This is a genomic window from Lactobacillus sp. CA30L (genome assembly GCF_059900845.1).
Genome location: NZ_JBWXGB010000001.1, coordinates 100,513 through 115,688 on the forward strand (window position 1 = coordinate 100,513; position 15,176 = coordinate 115,688).

The 15,176-nt window shown below is 49.4% G+C and carries 14 protein-coding genes; all 14 read left to right on the forward strand.

Annotation, left to right across the window (positions count from 1 at the left end):
- The first annotated feature begins 134 nt into the window (after positions 1 to 134).
- Positions 135 to 863 carry an SDR family NAD(P)-dependent oxidoreductase gene (locus tag AC2JF8_RS00510; protein WP_500760207.1) on the forward strand — a complete coding sequence of 243 codons (729 nt, stop codon included), beginning with the start codon at positions 135 to 137 and terminating at the stop codon, positions 861 to 863.
- 64 nt (positions 864 to 927) lie between these two features.
- Positions 928 to 2,031 carry a helix-turn-helix domain-containing protein gene (locus tag AC2JF8_RS00515; protein ID WP_500760835.1) on the forward strand — a complete coding sequence of 368 codons (1,104 nt, stop codon included), beginning with the start codon at positions 928 to 930 and terminating at the stop codon, positions 2,029 to 2,031.
- Positions 2,032 to 2,054: 23 nt separating this feature from the next.
- On the forward strand, positions 2,055 to 2,615 hold the full coding sequence (gene pgsA / locus AC2JF8_RS00520) for a CDP-diacylglycerol--glycerol-3-phosphate 3-phosphatidyltransferase (RefSeq protein WP_500760210.1): 561 nt from the start codon (positions 2,055 to 2,057) through the stop codon (positions 2,613 to 2,615).
- A gap of 156 nt (positions 2,616 to 2,771) precedes the next feature.
- Entirely contained in the window at positions 2,772 to 3,950 is a 1,179-nt protein-coding gene (locus AC2JF8_RS00525; RefSeq protein WP_500729304.1) for an ABC transporter ATP-binding protein, read from the forward strand.
- A gap of 1 nt (position 3,951) precedes the next feature.
- Complete coding sequence (locus tag AC2JF8_RS00530; RefSeq protein ID WP_500760213.1) at positions 3,952 to 4,575, forward strand: ABC transporter permease; 624 nt, start codon at positions 3,952 to 3,954, stop codon at positions 4,573 to 4,575.
- A gap of 11 nt (positions 4,576 to 4,586) precedes the next feature.
- Positions 4,587 to 5,528 carry a glycine betaine ABC transporter substrate-binding protein gene (locus AC2JF8_RS00535; protein WP_500760215.1) on the forward strand — a complete coding sequence of 314 codons (942 nt, stop codon included), beginning with the start codon at positions 4,587 to 4,589 and terminating at the stop codon, positions 5,526 to 5,528.
- Positions 5,521 to 6,180, forward strand: coding sequence for an ABC transporter permease (locus AC2JF8_RS00540; protein WP_500729307.1), 660 nt, complete (start codon positions 5,521 to 5,523; stop codon positions 6,178 to 6,180). The genes AC2JF8_RS00535 and AC2JF8_RS00540 overlap by 8 nt, the downstream gene beginning before the upstream one ends.
- Before the next feature lie 151 nt (positions 6,181 to 6,331).
- Complete coding sequence (gene recA / locus AC2JF8_RS00545) at positions 6,332 to 7,444, forward strand: recombinase RecA (RefSeq protein ID WP_500729308.1); 1,113 nt, start codon at positions 6,332 to 6,334, stop codon at positions 7,442 to 7,444.
- Positions 7,445 to 7,571: 127 nt separating this feature from the next.
- Positions 7,572 to 9,194 (forward strand): ribonuclease Y, encoded by a 1,623-nt coding sequence (rny, locus tag AC2JF8_RS00550; RefSeq protein WP_500729309.1) that lies wholly within the window; start codon positions 7,572 to 7,574, stop codon positions 9,192 to 9,194.
- Positions 9,195 to 9,364: 170 nt separating this feature from the next.
- Entirely contained in the window at positions 9,365 to 10,360 is a 996-nt protein-coding gene (locus tag AC2JF8_RS00555) for a helix-turn-helix transcriptional regulator (RefSeq protein ID WP_500760218.1), read from the forward strand.
- Positions 10,361 to 10,395: 35 nt separating this feature from the next.
- Positions 10,396 to 12,204, forward strand: a complete 1,809-nt coding sequence (locus tag AC2JF8_RS00560; RefSeq protein WP_500760221.1) for an FAD-binding protein — start codon at positions 10,396 to 10,398, stop codon at positions 12,202 to 12,204.
- A 21-nt stretch (positions 12,205 to 12,225) separates the two neighbouring features.
- Positions 12,226 to 12,564, forward strand: coding sequence for an FMN-binding protein (locus AC2JF8_RS00565; RefSeq protein WP_500760223.1), 339 nt, complete (start codon positions 12,226 to 12,228; stop codon positions 12,562 to 12,564).
- On the forward strand, positions 12,468 to 13,724 hold the full coding sequence (locus AC2JF8_RS00570) for an FAD-dependent oxidoreductase (protein WP_500760837.1): 1,257 nt from the start codon (positions 12,468 to 12,470) through the stop codon (positions 13,722 to 13,724). Before AC2JF8_RS00565 ends, AC2JF8_RS00570 begins: the two co-directional genes overlap by 97 nt.
- 204 nt (positions 13,725 to 13,928) lie before the next feature.
- On the forward strand, positions 13,929 to 15,095 hold the full coding sequence (locus AC2JF8_RS00575) for a glycosyltransferase family 4 protein (protein WP_500729313.1): 1,167 nt from the start codon (positions 13,929 to 13,931) through the stop codon (positions 15,093 to 15,095).
- Positions 15,096 to 15,176: the final 81 nt, after the last annotated feature.

The following is a 15,176-nucleotide window of genomic DNA, read 5'->3' on the forward strand; positions in this document are numbered from 1 at the left end:
TTAAAAAATAATGGTAAAATTAGACCGGTTCGATGTTAAAGTAAAATTGCTGGTTATAGTGGAGCAGACGTTCATTAGTGGTCTGCTTAAGGCTGAATTTTTACTTAAGTGAGAAGCAGAAAAGGGAAATAAAGATGCAGCGAGCAATTATCTTTGGTGCCACGGGCGGAATTGGCCAGGCAATTTGTGCCGATTTGGCACAGGCGGGCTGGTCGCTCTACGTTCACTGCAGCCGTAATTGGTCTGCGGCGAGCGACCTGAGCGAGCGGCTCAGGCGGCAATACCCACAGCAGGATTTCATCCCGGTTAAGCTTGATTTTTTGGCTGGAGATAGGGACTTGACTGCGTTCGTCGCGGACATGCTGCCTGTTAATGCCGCCGTTTTTGCCCAGGGCATCACGGACTACAATTTTGTCAGCGATGAAGACATGGGCAAGATTGCTGAGATTATGCAAATTGACCTCGTTACGCCGATTAAGCTGACCGGCCTGTTGGAACCATTACTGGCTAAAAACGACTTTAGCCGGATCGTTTATCTGGGTTCCGTCTATGGCGGCAACGGCAGCGCAATGGAGGCAGTGTACAGTTCCGCGAAGGCGGGGCTGTCGCGCTTCAGTCAGAGCTATGCGCGCGAAGTGGCATCGGCCAACCTGACGGTCAACGTTGTTGCGCCGGGTGCGGTCAACACGGCGATGAATTCGCTGTTTGCACCCGAAACAATGGAAGAGGTCAGAGGCGAAATTCCGGCCGGGCGCCTGGCTGAGGGCAGCGATGTTTCCTACTGGGTCAGGGCGCTGCTTGACCGCCGCGCAGCTTACTTAACCGGCCAGACGATATACGTGAGCGGTGGTTGGCTGAAATAATAGTGAAATTAGTTATTGGTATATGATATACTCAATGTATAAAAAGGAAATTAAAGGGGTAATTATGGCTGATATCGGTGACAAATTACGCAGTGCTAGAGAGGCCAAGGGCCTTTCAATTGGGGATATTGAAAAGGCAACGAAGATTCAGGGCAGGTACCTGACGGCAATTGAGCAAAATGATTTTGACAAGCTTCCCGGAGAATTCTACGTGCGGGCCTTCATCAGGCAATACGCCCAGGTTGTTGGCCTAGACGGCAAGGAACTGCTCAGTGAATTTCACAAGGAGATTCCCAGTGTTGAACCCGAGGAATACGTTAAGGATTCGATCGACAACAAGAGCGAAGAGGTAAGCAAGACGACCAGCAGCAAGAAAAAGCTGTGGCAGGATTACCTCCCCCGGATCGTTGTTGGCGTAGGGGTTATCGTTGTTATACTGGTGTGCTATGTCGTATACGCACACTTCTCATCCAATAATAACCAAAACAATGACACCGCAAACGATGTGGCTATTTCTTCGGAGAATACGCACAAGTCCAAGAAGAAAAAGAAGGTCAAGAAGAACCCGGTAAAAATTAGGCAGGTAGCGGTCAACCAGTACCGGGTCACCGGCCTGAAATCAAACCGCAACCTGGTCGTTCGCGCCGGGGACCAGGCGACGACTGTTTCTATCGCAATGAACGGGGTTAACCAGGGCGGGCAAACTCTAGCGGCCGGGCTCAAGCACACGGTGAGGATTCCGGATACTGCTCAAACAGTAGTGGTGACGTTCAGCAACGCCCGTGGGACCTCGATTTCCATTGGGGGCAGGAAGGTGCCGTACGACGTGCAGTCTACCGGCCTGACGCTGACCTTCTTCATCGGCAACCGCCGCGCGCCGCAGCCGGGTTCATCGACTGCCAACCAACAGAATCGCTCCAGCTCCACCATTGGCACCGCTCGTACCAACCGGCCAAACCAAAATAAGAACCAGGGCCAACAGCAGCAAAGCGGCAATAATAGAACTAACGGGACGAATAATAGCGGGCAGACCGGGCAGAGTGGTCAAACTGGACAGACCAGCCAAAATGGCGGCCAGACCGGTCACGACAATAACCAGACCACTGGCAACGGGCAGAACAATCATTCTGAGGGTTCCTCGTCTGGCAATAATGGTAGCAATAACTAAATGTTGTAGAAGAGGAGTTAAGAATGAATTTACCAAATAAATTAACGGTTTTACGGATTTTTATGATCCCGGTCTTTATTTTGATCGTGATCTTTGGTGGGAATGCGAGCGTCCAGGTTGCCGATACTACGGTCTACTGGAGACTGGTGGCTGCCGCGGCGGTCTTTGCCGTTGCGTCTGCCACCGACTGGTTTGACGGCCACATTGCCCGGGCCAACAATCTGGTGACGAACTTCGGCAAGTTTGCTGATCCGCTCGCGGACAAGATGCTGACGATGACGGCATTCATAATGCTGATACCGCTGAACCTTGCACCGGCCTGGATCGTTGCAATTATTGTTTGCCGAGAGTTGGCCGTTACGGGGCTCAGGCTTATCCTGGCGGAAAACAAGGGCCAGGTTATGGCAGCCGCAATGCCCGGCAAGATTAAGACGACGTGCCAGATGCTGTCGATTATCTTTCTTTTAATTGGGGACTTTTATTACAGCGGAACAATTCTGCTTTACCTTGCCCTCATCTTTACCATCTACTCCGGATACGATTATTTTCGCAGTTCATGGGATGTTTTCCGCGGTTCGATGTAGCAAAAACAGGACTGCTTTAAAAAAACACTAACAGCGTTAGTGTTTTTTTCTTGCCGCAATTGCGGCAAAAAACTGCCGTCATAAAGGCATAAGTTTGCTTAACACACGTTACATTGCTAAGATTGAATTATACTATCAGTGAAAAAGGGGGATTTTATGGGAAAGAAGATACCAATGGTTGAGTTCAAGGATGTCACGAAGCTGTATCCCAAGATGAAAAAACCTGCCGTTGCCAATATCAGTTTTGAAATAGATCAGGGTGAGTTTTGCTGTCTGATCGGTACCTCGGGCTCGGGCAAGACCACGTTGATGCGGATGATCAACCGGATGAACAGCGTGACCAAGGGCGAAGTGCTGGTCGAAGGCAAAGACGTGAAGACGCTCAACCCGGTCGACCTGCGCCGTCACATCGGCTACGTCATTCAGAATAATGGCCTGATGCCCCACATGACGATCCGTGAAAACATCATTCTCGTTCCAAAATTGCTGAAGTGGTCCAAGGATAAGCTGAACAGCGAGGCGCACAGGCTGATCAAATTGGCCGAATTGCCCGATTCTTACCTTGACCGCTACCCGGGCGAATTGTCCGGGGGTCAGCAGCAGCGAATTGGCGTTGTGCGGGCGCTGGCTGCCAATCAAAACCTGATTTTGATGGACGAGCCGTTCGGGGCGCTTGACCCGATAACGCGTGAAAGCCTGCAGGATATGGTGCAAAACTTGCAGGTGCAGCTGGGCAAAACGATTGTCTTTGTCACGCATGACATGGATGAGGCGTTGAAGCTGGCCACGAAGATTGTTGTTTTGCATGACGGGCAGCTGATTCAGGTGGGCACGCCGGATGATATTCTGCGGCATCCGGCCGATGACTTCGTCAAGAGTCTGATTGGCGAGGAACGCCTCTCTGAGGCCAAGTATGAGACGGTTAAGGTCAAAAACGTGATGTTGACCACGCCGGTCAAGATTAACCTGGGTGCTTCGCTAACCGAGGCCCTGACAATGATGAAGGAGCGCCATGTGGACACGTTGCTGGTTGTTGACGATGATGACCACCTCAAGGGCTATGTCTCAATCGATATGCTGCAGCGCAAGTACCACAAAACGCGCAGCGTCAGTGACATTCTCATCACGGATTTTGCCACGGTCGGCCCCGACGAGTACCTGCGGGATAATTTCCGCCGCATCCTGAGCCACAGCGGGCAGTACGTGCCGGTTGTCGATAAGGACCAGCACCTGATTGGCATCGTCACCCGCTCCAGCCTGGTTAATGTTGTTTACGAAAAAATTTGGGGCGACAAGACGCCCCTGCATACGCAATCCAAAAAAGAGGCGAATTAGTATGTCGGTTTTTTTAGCTCAGCACGGTTCAGAATTGATTGTCAAAACCTGGCAGCAAATCTACATTGCGGCCATTTCGCTTGCGTTGGGCATTATTGTGGCGGTTCCGCTCAGCGTTCTTCTGCTGAAGTTTCCCCGCACGGCCAAGGTCGTAATTGCCGTTGCCAGCATGCTGCAGACGATTCCCGCCCTGGCGCTCCTGGCGATGATGATTCCGTTTTTCGGGGTCGGGCAGGTGCCGGCGGTTATTGCGCTCTTTTTGTACAGCCTGATGCCGATTCTGCGCAACACATACGTGGGCTTGACGAGCGTCAATCCCGATACGGTTGATTCGGCGCGTGGTCTGGGCATGACGAGGATGCAGCTGATTATGAAGGTTGACATCCCGCTTGCAATGCCCGTGATTATGGCGGGCATCCGTCTTTCGGCCATCTACGTCATTGCGTGGGCAACGCTTGCTTCCTACATTGGTGCCGGTGGCCTGGGCGATTTTATCTTTAACGGGCTCAGCCTGTACCAGCCCGACCTGATCCTGGGTGGGACTATTCCGGTAATTATCATGGCACTTTTAACGGATTACCTGCTGGGCAAGTTGGAACGGCGGATTACGCCGAAGGGCATATGAGGAGGACGCTGATGAAAAAATATTTCAAAAAGATAACGCTGGCGTTCCTCGCTTTCGTAGTCATGGTGGCTACCAGTGCCTGCGGCCTGCCGGGCTTGGCGGATACGCAGGGCAGCAGCGCAAATATCCGGATAACGGCACTGACCACTACGGAATCACAGATAGTTGCCAACATTATCGCGCAGCTGATTGAAAAAGAGACGCCCTACAAGGCTTCGATTGTCAACAACCTCGGCTCGGCCCCAATGCAGCACCAGGCCCTAGTGCGCCACGACGCCGATATCCAGGCCGCTGCTTATGACGGGGGAGAACTGACGGCCAACTTGCTGCTGCCGCCGATCAAGGACTCGCGCCGGGCAAACGCCACGGTGCGCCGCGAGGTCAAGAAGCGCTGGGACCAAACCTACCTGCACACCTATGGCTTTGCCAATAATTATGCGTTCATGGTACGGAAGAAGGACCAGCAAAAATATCGTTTGTACAAAATTTCGGACCTGAAGAAGGTGGAAAACAAGTTTTCCTTCGGCGTTGCGTCCGAGTGGGTCAATGCGCCCGGCGTGGGCTATCCGGCCTTTCAAACGGCGTATGGCATGACCTTTAGCAAGGCGCACCCGATGAACATCGGGCTGGTTTATTCGGCCCTGAAGAGCGGCAAGATGAACGTCATCCTGGGCTACTCGACCGATGGCCGCATTGATTCCTACCACCTGCACCTGCTCCAAGACGATAAGCACTTTTTCCCACCCTACAACTGCGGCATGCTGATCAATAATTACCTGTTGCGCGAGCACCCGGAACTAAAGCCGCTTTTGCGGCGTCTTGTCGGCAATATTAACGTGCATGAGATTCGCAAAATGAACTTCCAGGTGGATGACAAGCTGCTGGAACCAGCAACCGTTGCCCGCCAGTTTTTAGTGAAGCACAATTACTTTAGGGGGCAAAATAATGGCTAAGTTATCTTTATGGCGGCAGTTTATCTATTATTATCAGCATAATGGCGGCTACGTGCTTGAGCAATTCAACCGCACGTTTCTGATTTCAATATACGGGGTCCTGTTTGCCGCAATCATCGGAATTCCAATCGGTATTTTCATTTCGCGCAACGCCCACCTGGGCGACTTTGTAGTGGAAATTGCCAACTTCATCCAGACCATTCCCTCGCTTGCCCTCTTGTCAATCATCATGATCGGGCTGGGCCTTGGCGTCATGACGGTCATCGTTACCGTCACGCTGTATTCGCTCTTGCCGATCATCAAGAACACGTACACGGGCATGCGGAACGTCAACAAGGACATCATCGACTCTGGCAAGGGCATGGGCATGACGAAGCTGCAGCTGCTCTACATGGTGCGCCTGCCGCTGTCGCTGTCCGTAATTATTGCCGGCCTAAAAAACGCGCTGGTCATCGCGATCGGGATAACCTCAATCGGTTCGTTCGTTGGCGCGGGCGGTCTGGGCGACATTATCATCCGCGGAACCAACGCTACGAGCGGCAGCGCAATAATTTTGGCGGGTGCACTCCCGACGGCCTTGATGGCCATCATGGTCGACCTGCTTCTGAATTTTATGCAAAAATGGCTGCAGCCCCGGGGACTCAGACGGTAAAATTTTAGGAGAAATGTGGCTTTTTTGGCGTAATTAATAGTGCAAGGCAAAAAAATCAAAACGCTTGTTCGCTTTTTCTTGCAAATAACAAGTGAATCAAAGTATAATTAACGAGGATTAATTAACGATTATTAGAGGAGGAAAACAAGTCTTGGCCAAAGATGAAAAGAAGGCTGCGCTGGACGCGGCACTGAAGAAAATTGAGAAAAATTTTGGCAAGGGTGCCGTTATGCGGATGGGCGATAAGGCAAACACCAAGATTTCAACCGTTCCGTCCGGTTCGCTTGCGCTAGACGCCGCCCTCGGCGTGGGTGGCTACCCCCGGGGACGAATAGTTGAAATTTACGGACCAGAATCTTCCGGTAAAACCACCGTTGCACTGCATGCGGTTGCTGAGGTCCAGAAACGCGGCGGCACGGCGGCCTATATCGATGCCGAAAACGCAATGGATCCGGCCTATGCCGAGGCACTGGGCGTTGACGTGGACGCGCTGATTCTGTCCCAGCCCAACACGGGTGAAGAGGGCCTCCAGATTGCTGATACCCTGATTAGCAGCGGTGCCATCGACATCCTAATTGTTGACTCCGTTGCGGCGCTTGTTCCGCAGGCTGAAATAGACGGCGACATGGGCGATAGCCACGTCGGGCTGCAGGCCCGTTTAATGAGTCAAGCCCTGCGCAAGCTCTCCGGCAACATCAATAAGACCAAAACAATTGCGATTTTTATCAACCAGATTCGTGAAAAGGTTGGCATCATGTTTGGCAACCCGGAGACCACGCCTGGTGGTCGTGCGCTCAAGTTTTACGCGACCGTTCGGCTTGAAATCAGGCGGGCGGAGAAGATTAAGCAGACCGGCGGTGAGATTACCGGTAACCGTGTCAAAATCAAGGTGGTCAAGAATAAGGTTGCCCCGCCGTTCAAGGTTGCCGAGGTTGACATGATGTACGGCCAGGGGATCTCGCAGAGCGGTGAACTGCTTGACATGGCGGCCGAAAAAGATATTGTCAACAAGGCCGGCTCGTGGTATTCATATAATGACGAGCGGATTGGCCAGGGCCGTGAGAACGCGAAGAAGTACCTGGAAGAGCACCCGGATATTTACGCAGACGTTGAACAGCAGGTGCGCCATGCCTTTGGCATCGATGAGGACTCGATTGCCGACCGCGAGGACCCGGAGAAGGTCAAGGCGAAGAAGGCCCAAGAAGTCAAGCCTGCAGAAAAGGAGGCTTCCGCAGATAAGGAAGCCGATAGCAAAAGCAATTAGAGTTGAAGAGATTAACCTTGACCTGTAAAGTGGTCAAGGTTTTTTCTATTAATTGACATAACCCTTGCGGTTCTTTATCATTAATACTGTGTGAATAATCTTAAAAATAAAAAAGGCGATAGTAATCATGACAAAAATAATTTTGATTCCCGTCGCGATTGTTATTATTTCAATTTTAATGGGTGCAGATATTGGATACCTTATCCGCAGGGATATCTGGGAAAAGAAGGCGCAGAATGCGCAAAACGATGCCGACCATATTCTAACTGAAGCAAAAAAACAGGCAGCTTTAACTAACTCTGAAGCTTTGCGACAGAAGGTGCTAGTAGAGCAGAGTGCGCAAAACACCAAGAAGGAAAAAATTCTTGAGGCGCAGGAAAAGATTCAGGGCTACCGGCAAAAAGTTGAAGACGACCTGAACGTCAAGCGTGCCGAAATTGCACGTGACAACAATCGTCTAAAACAGCGTGAGGATACGCTTGACCACAAGAACGAGCTGCTGGTGGAACGTGAAAATGGACTAGCCAAGAAGGAGGAACAATTAAAGAAGGACCAAACTGAACTGAGCAAGAAAGTTCAGGATGCAAATGATTTAATTGAACAAAGCCAGCAAAAGCTTTACGAAGTTGCCCACTTAGACCAGGAACAGGCGAAGAAGCTTGTTCTGAATCAATTATCTGAGCAATTGTTCAAGGAGCGGGCAGAAATGATTAGGAACAGCAATGAAGAAGTTCATGCCAAGGCCGATCATTATGCGCGCAAGGTAATTATTGATGCAATTCAGAGCAGTTCTGCCGATACCGTTGCCGAAACCACGGTTTCGGTGGTTGACTTGCCCAATGAAGAGATGAAGGGACGGATTATCGGCCGTGAAGGCCGCAACATCCGTTCATTTGAAGCCCTCACTGGTGTGGATCTGATCATTGATGATACGCCTAAGGTTGTTACCCTCAGCGGGTTTGATGCGATCAGGCGGGAGATTGCCAAACGGGCAATGGAGCGTCTGGTTAAAGACGGTCGGATTCACCCAGCTCGCATTGAAGAGATGGTGGACAAGGCACGCAAAGAAGTAAACGACGATATTTATGAAGCGGGTGAGAGCGCCTTGATGGAGCTGGGGATTCACAAGATGAACCCGGAACTAGTCAAGATACTCGGCCGGCTTAAATATCGGACCTCTTACGGGCAAAATGTTTTGGGGCACTCAATTGAAGTTGCCAAATTAGCCGGAACAATGGCTGCTGAACTTGGTTTAAATGAAAAATTAGCGGTTCGCGCGGGATTATTACACGATATTGGAAAAGCCATCGATCATGATATTGAAGGTTCACACGTCGAAATTGGCGTTGAGTTAACCAGGAAGTACCATGAATCAGATGTAGTTGTTAACGCAATTGCGGCGCACCACGGGGATGTGCCGAAGTTATCGTTTATTGCCGAACTGGTTGTTGCGGCAGACACGATTTCCTCGGCCCGGCCGGGCGCCAGGAGCGAAAGCTTGGAAAACTATATTAGACGGTTGACCGAGCTTGAGCAGATTGCCAAGCGGTATGACGGGGTCAAGCAGGCATACGCCATTCAGGCCGGACGTGAGGTCCGGGTGATGGTGGAGCCGGAGAAGATTTCGGACGACCGCATCACCGTTTTGGCACGTGACATTCGTAACCAGGTTGAAAAAGAACTGGATTACCCCGGTAACATTAAAATTACCGTTATCCGCGAAAAACGCGTCGTTACAGTTGCAAAATAGGCAAAAAACTGGATCTTTGGATCCGGTTTTTTGTTTGCCTATTTTTACTGTGACTTATATCACTAATTCGCAAAGAGCTGTGGCGTAGTTAGACATAAAATATCGCAATTAATTATATTTTGCTAAAATGAAAGGGTATACAATAATAATTAAGTGGAGGGAGATAAGCTGTGGGCCAAGAAGAAACACGCGAGTGTAAGGACTTTTTGCAGGAGTTGGGTTATCCGTTTGACTCGATTTCTGGTTTGCTGGATGCCGGTGCAATAAGCAAGTATTTAAACTCAAAGTGGATCAAGAATTCACATGTGTTTGAAATCCTGGATAAAAAAGCAAGCGACAAGCAATTACTGAAATGCAGCGACGTCCGCAATTTTTACCAGTTTATGCCACCGTATTTTGCTGCACTGTCAAGTCAGAATGGCAAGCAGGCAATTTTCCGCTTAGCGTCTTATGAGCAGTTGATTGGTCCACTGAAATTAGGCACATTTAAGGAGGGTGAGAATTTACGAATTCATATCAGTTACCTTGACCAGTACCGCAAAAGGTCTCGCTTTAGTCTTCTGGTTGATCAGTTGTCGTTGGTTAGCATGTTGCGGTTTGGTACGAATAAACGGGTTGAGCCGGTTTCAATCGGCAGCATATTCACTTATGGTCCGGATATATCCGAGTATCTGGGGATTGCCCCGCAGAAGAGCGTGGACAATTATCTGGTGTTCAAAGAGCAGGATTTGCTTCAGTCCTTTATTACCCAAAACGATATACTCTGGAATTTCATGGAGCCCGGTTTAAAGAAATACATTGGCGAACTGAACGTTGATCCACCCTTTGCAGCCGTAGTGCAGAACACGCTGTTCCGGCTGATTGCCGGGGGTAACTTTCAGTTGAAGGACGTAGCAAACTCAATCGGTATCTCGCCCCGCACTCTCCAACGCTGGTTGGAAAAAGAGGGAACGACCTTTGAAAAGCAGCTAGTCACAGTTCAAAAATTCCTAGCACTGAACTTGCTTCAGGACGTGAACATAGATACAGCTGAGGTCAGTTTCTTAGTCGGTTTTAGCAATGTAACAACTTTTTATAAGGCCTTTAAAAAGTGGACGGGCAAGACTGTGCTTACGTACCGGCACCAGGTTATTATAAAGAAAAATAAGGATAACCAAGAAATGTAATACTATAAAGAAATCTAAAATGAAAGGAATCTAAAATGATTTTAAAAGATAATGAAACGTGGAATGCAAGCTATGACGTTGTTGTAGTTGGGTTTGGCGGTGCTGGTGCGACGGCTGCCCGTTTTGCGGCGGATAATGGAGCTAAGGTGCTGCTGGTGGATAGCGCACCCGAAGGTCATGAGGGTGGCAACACTCGTTATTGTGGTCAGATTGTCCAAGCCGGCTATGATTTTAACAAGCTGAAGAATTATTTCTTGCAGATGACGGCACCACTTGATCTCGATGAGCAAGTCTTGGACACCTTTGTTAAAGGGATGGTTAACTTGCCAGCTTACTTCGCCAAGTACTTGGGTGGCCCAGCCTTCAGCGTCAGAAAAAATCCGGGGAATAAAAACGTGGCGCTCCTGGCTTACATGATTGCCGAGTATCCGGAATTTGAGGGAGCCGAAACGAATGACGATTTACTCATTCACGACCATATTTTTGATGCAGCTTTATGGAAAAGGCTGCGTCAAAATGTTCTTAATCGAAGTGATAAAATTGATGTGCTCTACTCAAGTCCGGCCCAACATCTGCTTCAGAATAGCGACAAGACAATCATTGGCGTTCAAATAGAAAATGGAGGTAGGCGGTTCAACATCAAGGCTAGAAATGGTGTTATCTTGACTCTGGGTGGTTTTGAAAACAATGAGCAGATGATTCAGGACTATCTTGGTGAAACAAGACTATTGCCATACGGGTCACTGTACAACAATGGGGATGGCATCAAGATGGCAATCGAGGTTGGCGCAGACTTATGGCACATGAACAATTATGAACCGGGTGGCCCGGTCAGCATTGCGGCTCCTAAGGGCCAGCGGGCGCATAGCACGATGGCGTGGACGGAACTCTTTAAGGGCTCCCTCATTACAGTTGGCGATGACGGCACCCGTTATATTGCGGAAGACGATCCTACCCGGCACGGTCACCGCTACAATCACGGCATTTGGCGGATTCCGCTAGCTCAAGTGCATCCGCACCTGGTTTTTGACCAGAAGAAGTACGATGAGTTTATGGCAAGTGTTAATGACAACTTCCAAAAGGAAACTCTAGCCAAGGTTGTAAAGTCGGATACAATTGCTGAGCTCGCCAGAGAAATCAACGTGGATTCAGCCGTCTTGGAAAATACCATCGAAACCTATAATTTCTTTGTTGACCAGGGCGTGGATTACCAATACGGCCGTAAGCCAGAATCGATGGTCAAGATTTCGCTGACGGGTCCGTTTTATTCTTTGCCCCAGCAGCATACGATGCTCAATACCCAGGGTGGACCGCGGCGCAATGAAAAAGCTGAGGTACTGGACACAAATCATGAAGTTTTGCCACACTTATACGCTGCTGGTGAATTGGGGCATGTTGGTGCTAACCAGTACAACGGTGGCGGTGATATTGCTGATTGTCTGATTTTTGGCAAGATTGCTGGCGAAAATGCGGCTAAAGTTAAGGAAAAGGGCTCAGTTATGGCTACCAATGCGAGTTCAACCGTTATTGACGCAGCCTTTCCGACATCTGCGCTCAGGGCCAAGACTTATGAAACTGATAAAAATCAGTACATTGGCAAGTCGACAAGCGGAATAGGTAATGAAATCGTTGTGCGCGTGACTGTTGATGACCAAAAGCAGCTGCGTAAAATTGAAGTCTTAAAGGAGAGCGAGTCTCCTGATTATGGCGGCAAGGCCATCAAGCAGTTGCAGGAAAGAATGGTTAGAGAAAAGACGACCGACGTTGATGCGGTGTCAGGTGCGTCTGCCACAAGCCGTGCCTTCAAAGAAGCCGTTTCATCTGCGATGATGCAAGCTAAATAAGAAGAAGGGTGAGAGTTTATTATGGCTAATTTAAGGGATGGGATTTACCAAGGAACTGGATCCGGCAACCGTGGTCAGATTCAGGTGTCAGTCACGGTTAAGGATAATGCAATTAAGGCGGTTAAAATCGACCAGCAGGATGAAACAAGAGGCATTAGTAACGCTGCCCTGAAAATAGCCCCCGAATTAATTGTTGAGCACCAGTCGTATAATATTGATGCGGTCACGGGTGCGACCATCAGCTTCCAGGCGGTGGCACCAGCCTGCAGGAGGCACAGGGCGTTGCAGACTCAAAAGCAAACTGGAATAATTATCTCAAGGCCGTTGGCCAGGGCTACGAGGATCCGGACATGCGTATGACAATCGTTGAACACGGTGCCGAAGACTATGAGTGGCTTGCAAACGACGTTGGTGTTCACTTTGAAGAGGTCCAGCAGATTGGCAATGAGGACGCCATGAAGAAGTACGCTGTTCCAGCGGCCCGGTCACACCTCACGGTAGAGAAAAGCGGCTACGGTCTCTCCAAGCCATTGTTTAACAAGGCCAAGGAGGTTGGCGTCAAGTTTATCTTTAATATTACCGCAGAGAATTTAATCACTGACCGGCAGAATCGTGTGATTGGCGTGCACACTAATAAGGGCAATTACCGTGGCAAAGGCGTAATTGTTGCCACCGCCGGTTTCTCACGTAACAAGGAGATGTTGAAGAATTTTGCACCTGATTTTGCTGTTGGTAAATCCTATGGTTCAATTCGCCAGATGGGCGATGGTATTACCATGGGAGCAGAAATTGGAGCTAAATTAAAAGACATGTGGATGCCAATTGCCCAGTCAATTGGTACGCAGTCGGGTGATAATGTCTGCATTGGGCCCCTCTGCACTGCTTGGACCAAGCCTTACATTTGGGTTGGAACTGATGCCAAGCGGCACTTCAGAGAAGATATGTACTTTGAGTTTGCGTCAAAGAAAATTGCAGGTTTAAATCAGGGCTTTGTCTGGCTACTCTTTGATGGGGGCATGGCTAATGAGATGCCCACTGCATTTTCCGCTCCCGCTCCTTCACCGCACCTTAAACGTGAAGTCGAGGACGGGTACTTCAAAAAGGCAGACACTATTGAAGAATTGGCCCGACAGATTGGCTTTAATCCTAAAGTTCTGCATGAAACACTTGCACGGTGGAACAAAGATGTGGCCCAGGGCCGGGATACAGAATTTGGACGTGAGAAGGACCTGACGGCCTTTAAAGCGCCGTATTATGCGGCCAAGCTTGCACCGTCGACCCCGGACATAGCTGGTGGTTTAAGCATCAATATCAAGTCTGAAGTCTTAGATAATCGCAATCAGCCTATTGCCAACCTCTACGCCGCCGGTAGTACAACTGGTGGCTGGTGCGGGATGATTTATCCAGGTTGTGGCATGGGCATTACCAACGCGGTCGTCTTCGGTAGGATTGCCGGTACAAACGCTGCTGACAATGCACAAAAAAAGTCTGATACTAGTTCAGGTGCATCACTAGCATAATGAAAAGGTCAAACTGAAAGGTTTGACCTTTTTTGGTCGACGCATTTAGCCAGTGTGTACACTTATAAACGGCTCAAAATCTTATTTAGCGATACAAATTGGCTGCACCGGTAATTAAGTACGACCATTAAGCTGTGCAGCTATTTGTGCATTTTTGGGCAACCTTGTATAATTAAGGCAACTTAACGATGAAAGTAGCTAACTATGTTTAAAATTATTGTTGAAATATTCTTTTTGGTGATCATCCAGGCTGCCATTACTCCCTTTATCAGGCGGCTAGCCTTTGTTCTGGGCGCCGTCGATAATCCCAATAAGCGGCGGATTAACAAAAAGCCGATGCCAACCTTGGGCGGATTGGGCATTTTTGTCACTTTTAACATCGGTGTCTTTGTCCTCATGCGGGAGCAGTTTCCCACCCACGAGGCGTTTAGCATCCTCTTGGCGTCTAGCGTAATTGTGCTCACGGGCATCATTGACGATATTATGGAACTAAAGCCGAGGCAAAAGATGCTCGGCATATTTACGGGCGCCATGGTCATCTACTTTTTGGGTGGCATCAAGATGAACGTGCTCAACCTGCCCTTTGTGAATAAGCAGATCAATTTGGGCTGGTGGAGCCTGCCCGTTACAATTTTTTGGATCCTTGCCTTGACCAATGCGGTTGACCTGATTGATGGACTCGACGGCTTGGCTGACGGGGTGTCAATGATCTCGCTCATCACGATGGGGATTGTGGGCTACTTTTTCCTGCACACAGGGCAACTGTATATCCCCATCGGCTGCTTCATGCTCGCGGCATGTCTGCTGGGCTTTTTGCCGTACAATTTTCACCCCGCTAAAATGTTTCTCGGTGACACGGGTGCACTCTACATTGGCTTTATGATTGCCATTTTTTCGCTCAAGGGGCTTAAGAACGTTACGTTTATTTCGCTGCTCGTCCCGGTCACGATTCTTGGAGTGCCAATCACGGACACAATCTACGCAATGATTCGGCGCAAGCTCAATAACCGGCCGGTTTCAGAGGCTGACAAGCACCACTTGCACCACCAATTGATGAAAATGGGGCTGACGCACCGGCAGTCAGTGCTTGCAATTTACGCACTGTCGCTCGTCTTTTCGTTTATATCGCTGCTGTTTTTGCTTTCGCCGGTTTGGGGGATGTGGCTGCTGATTGCCGGTTTAGTTCTTGCTTTGGAGCTTTTTGTTGAGTCGATTGGCTTATTGGGCGAAAAGTACAAGCCCCTCTTGCAGTTAACGCAAAAAATAATCAACTCGCGCAGCAAAAAGGATCCCACCGTTGAGGTGTGGCACCTCGGGCAGGACAAGCCGGATCAATTGAAAAGCAAAAACAAGCCCGGGGCGGACAAGTAAAAAAGACTGGCAATACCGTTTTTTAAAGCGGTAGCTGCCAGTCTTTTTTTGTTAGGGCAAATTATTGCGGGACGGTGACCA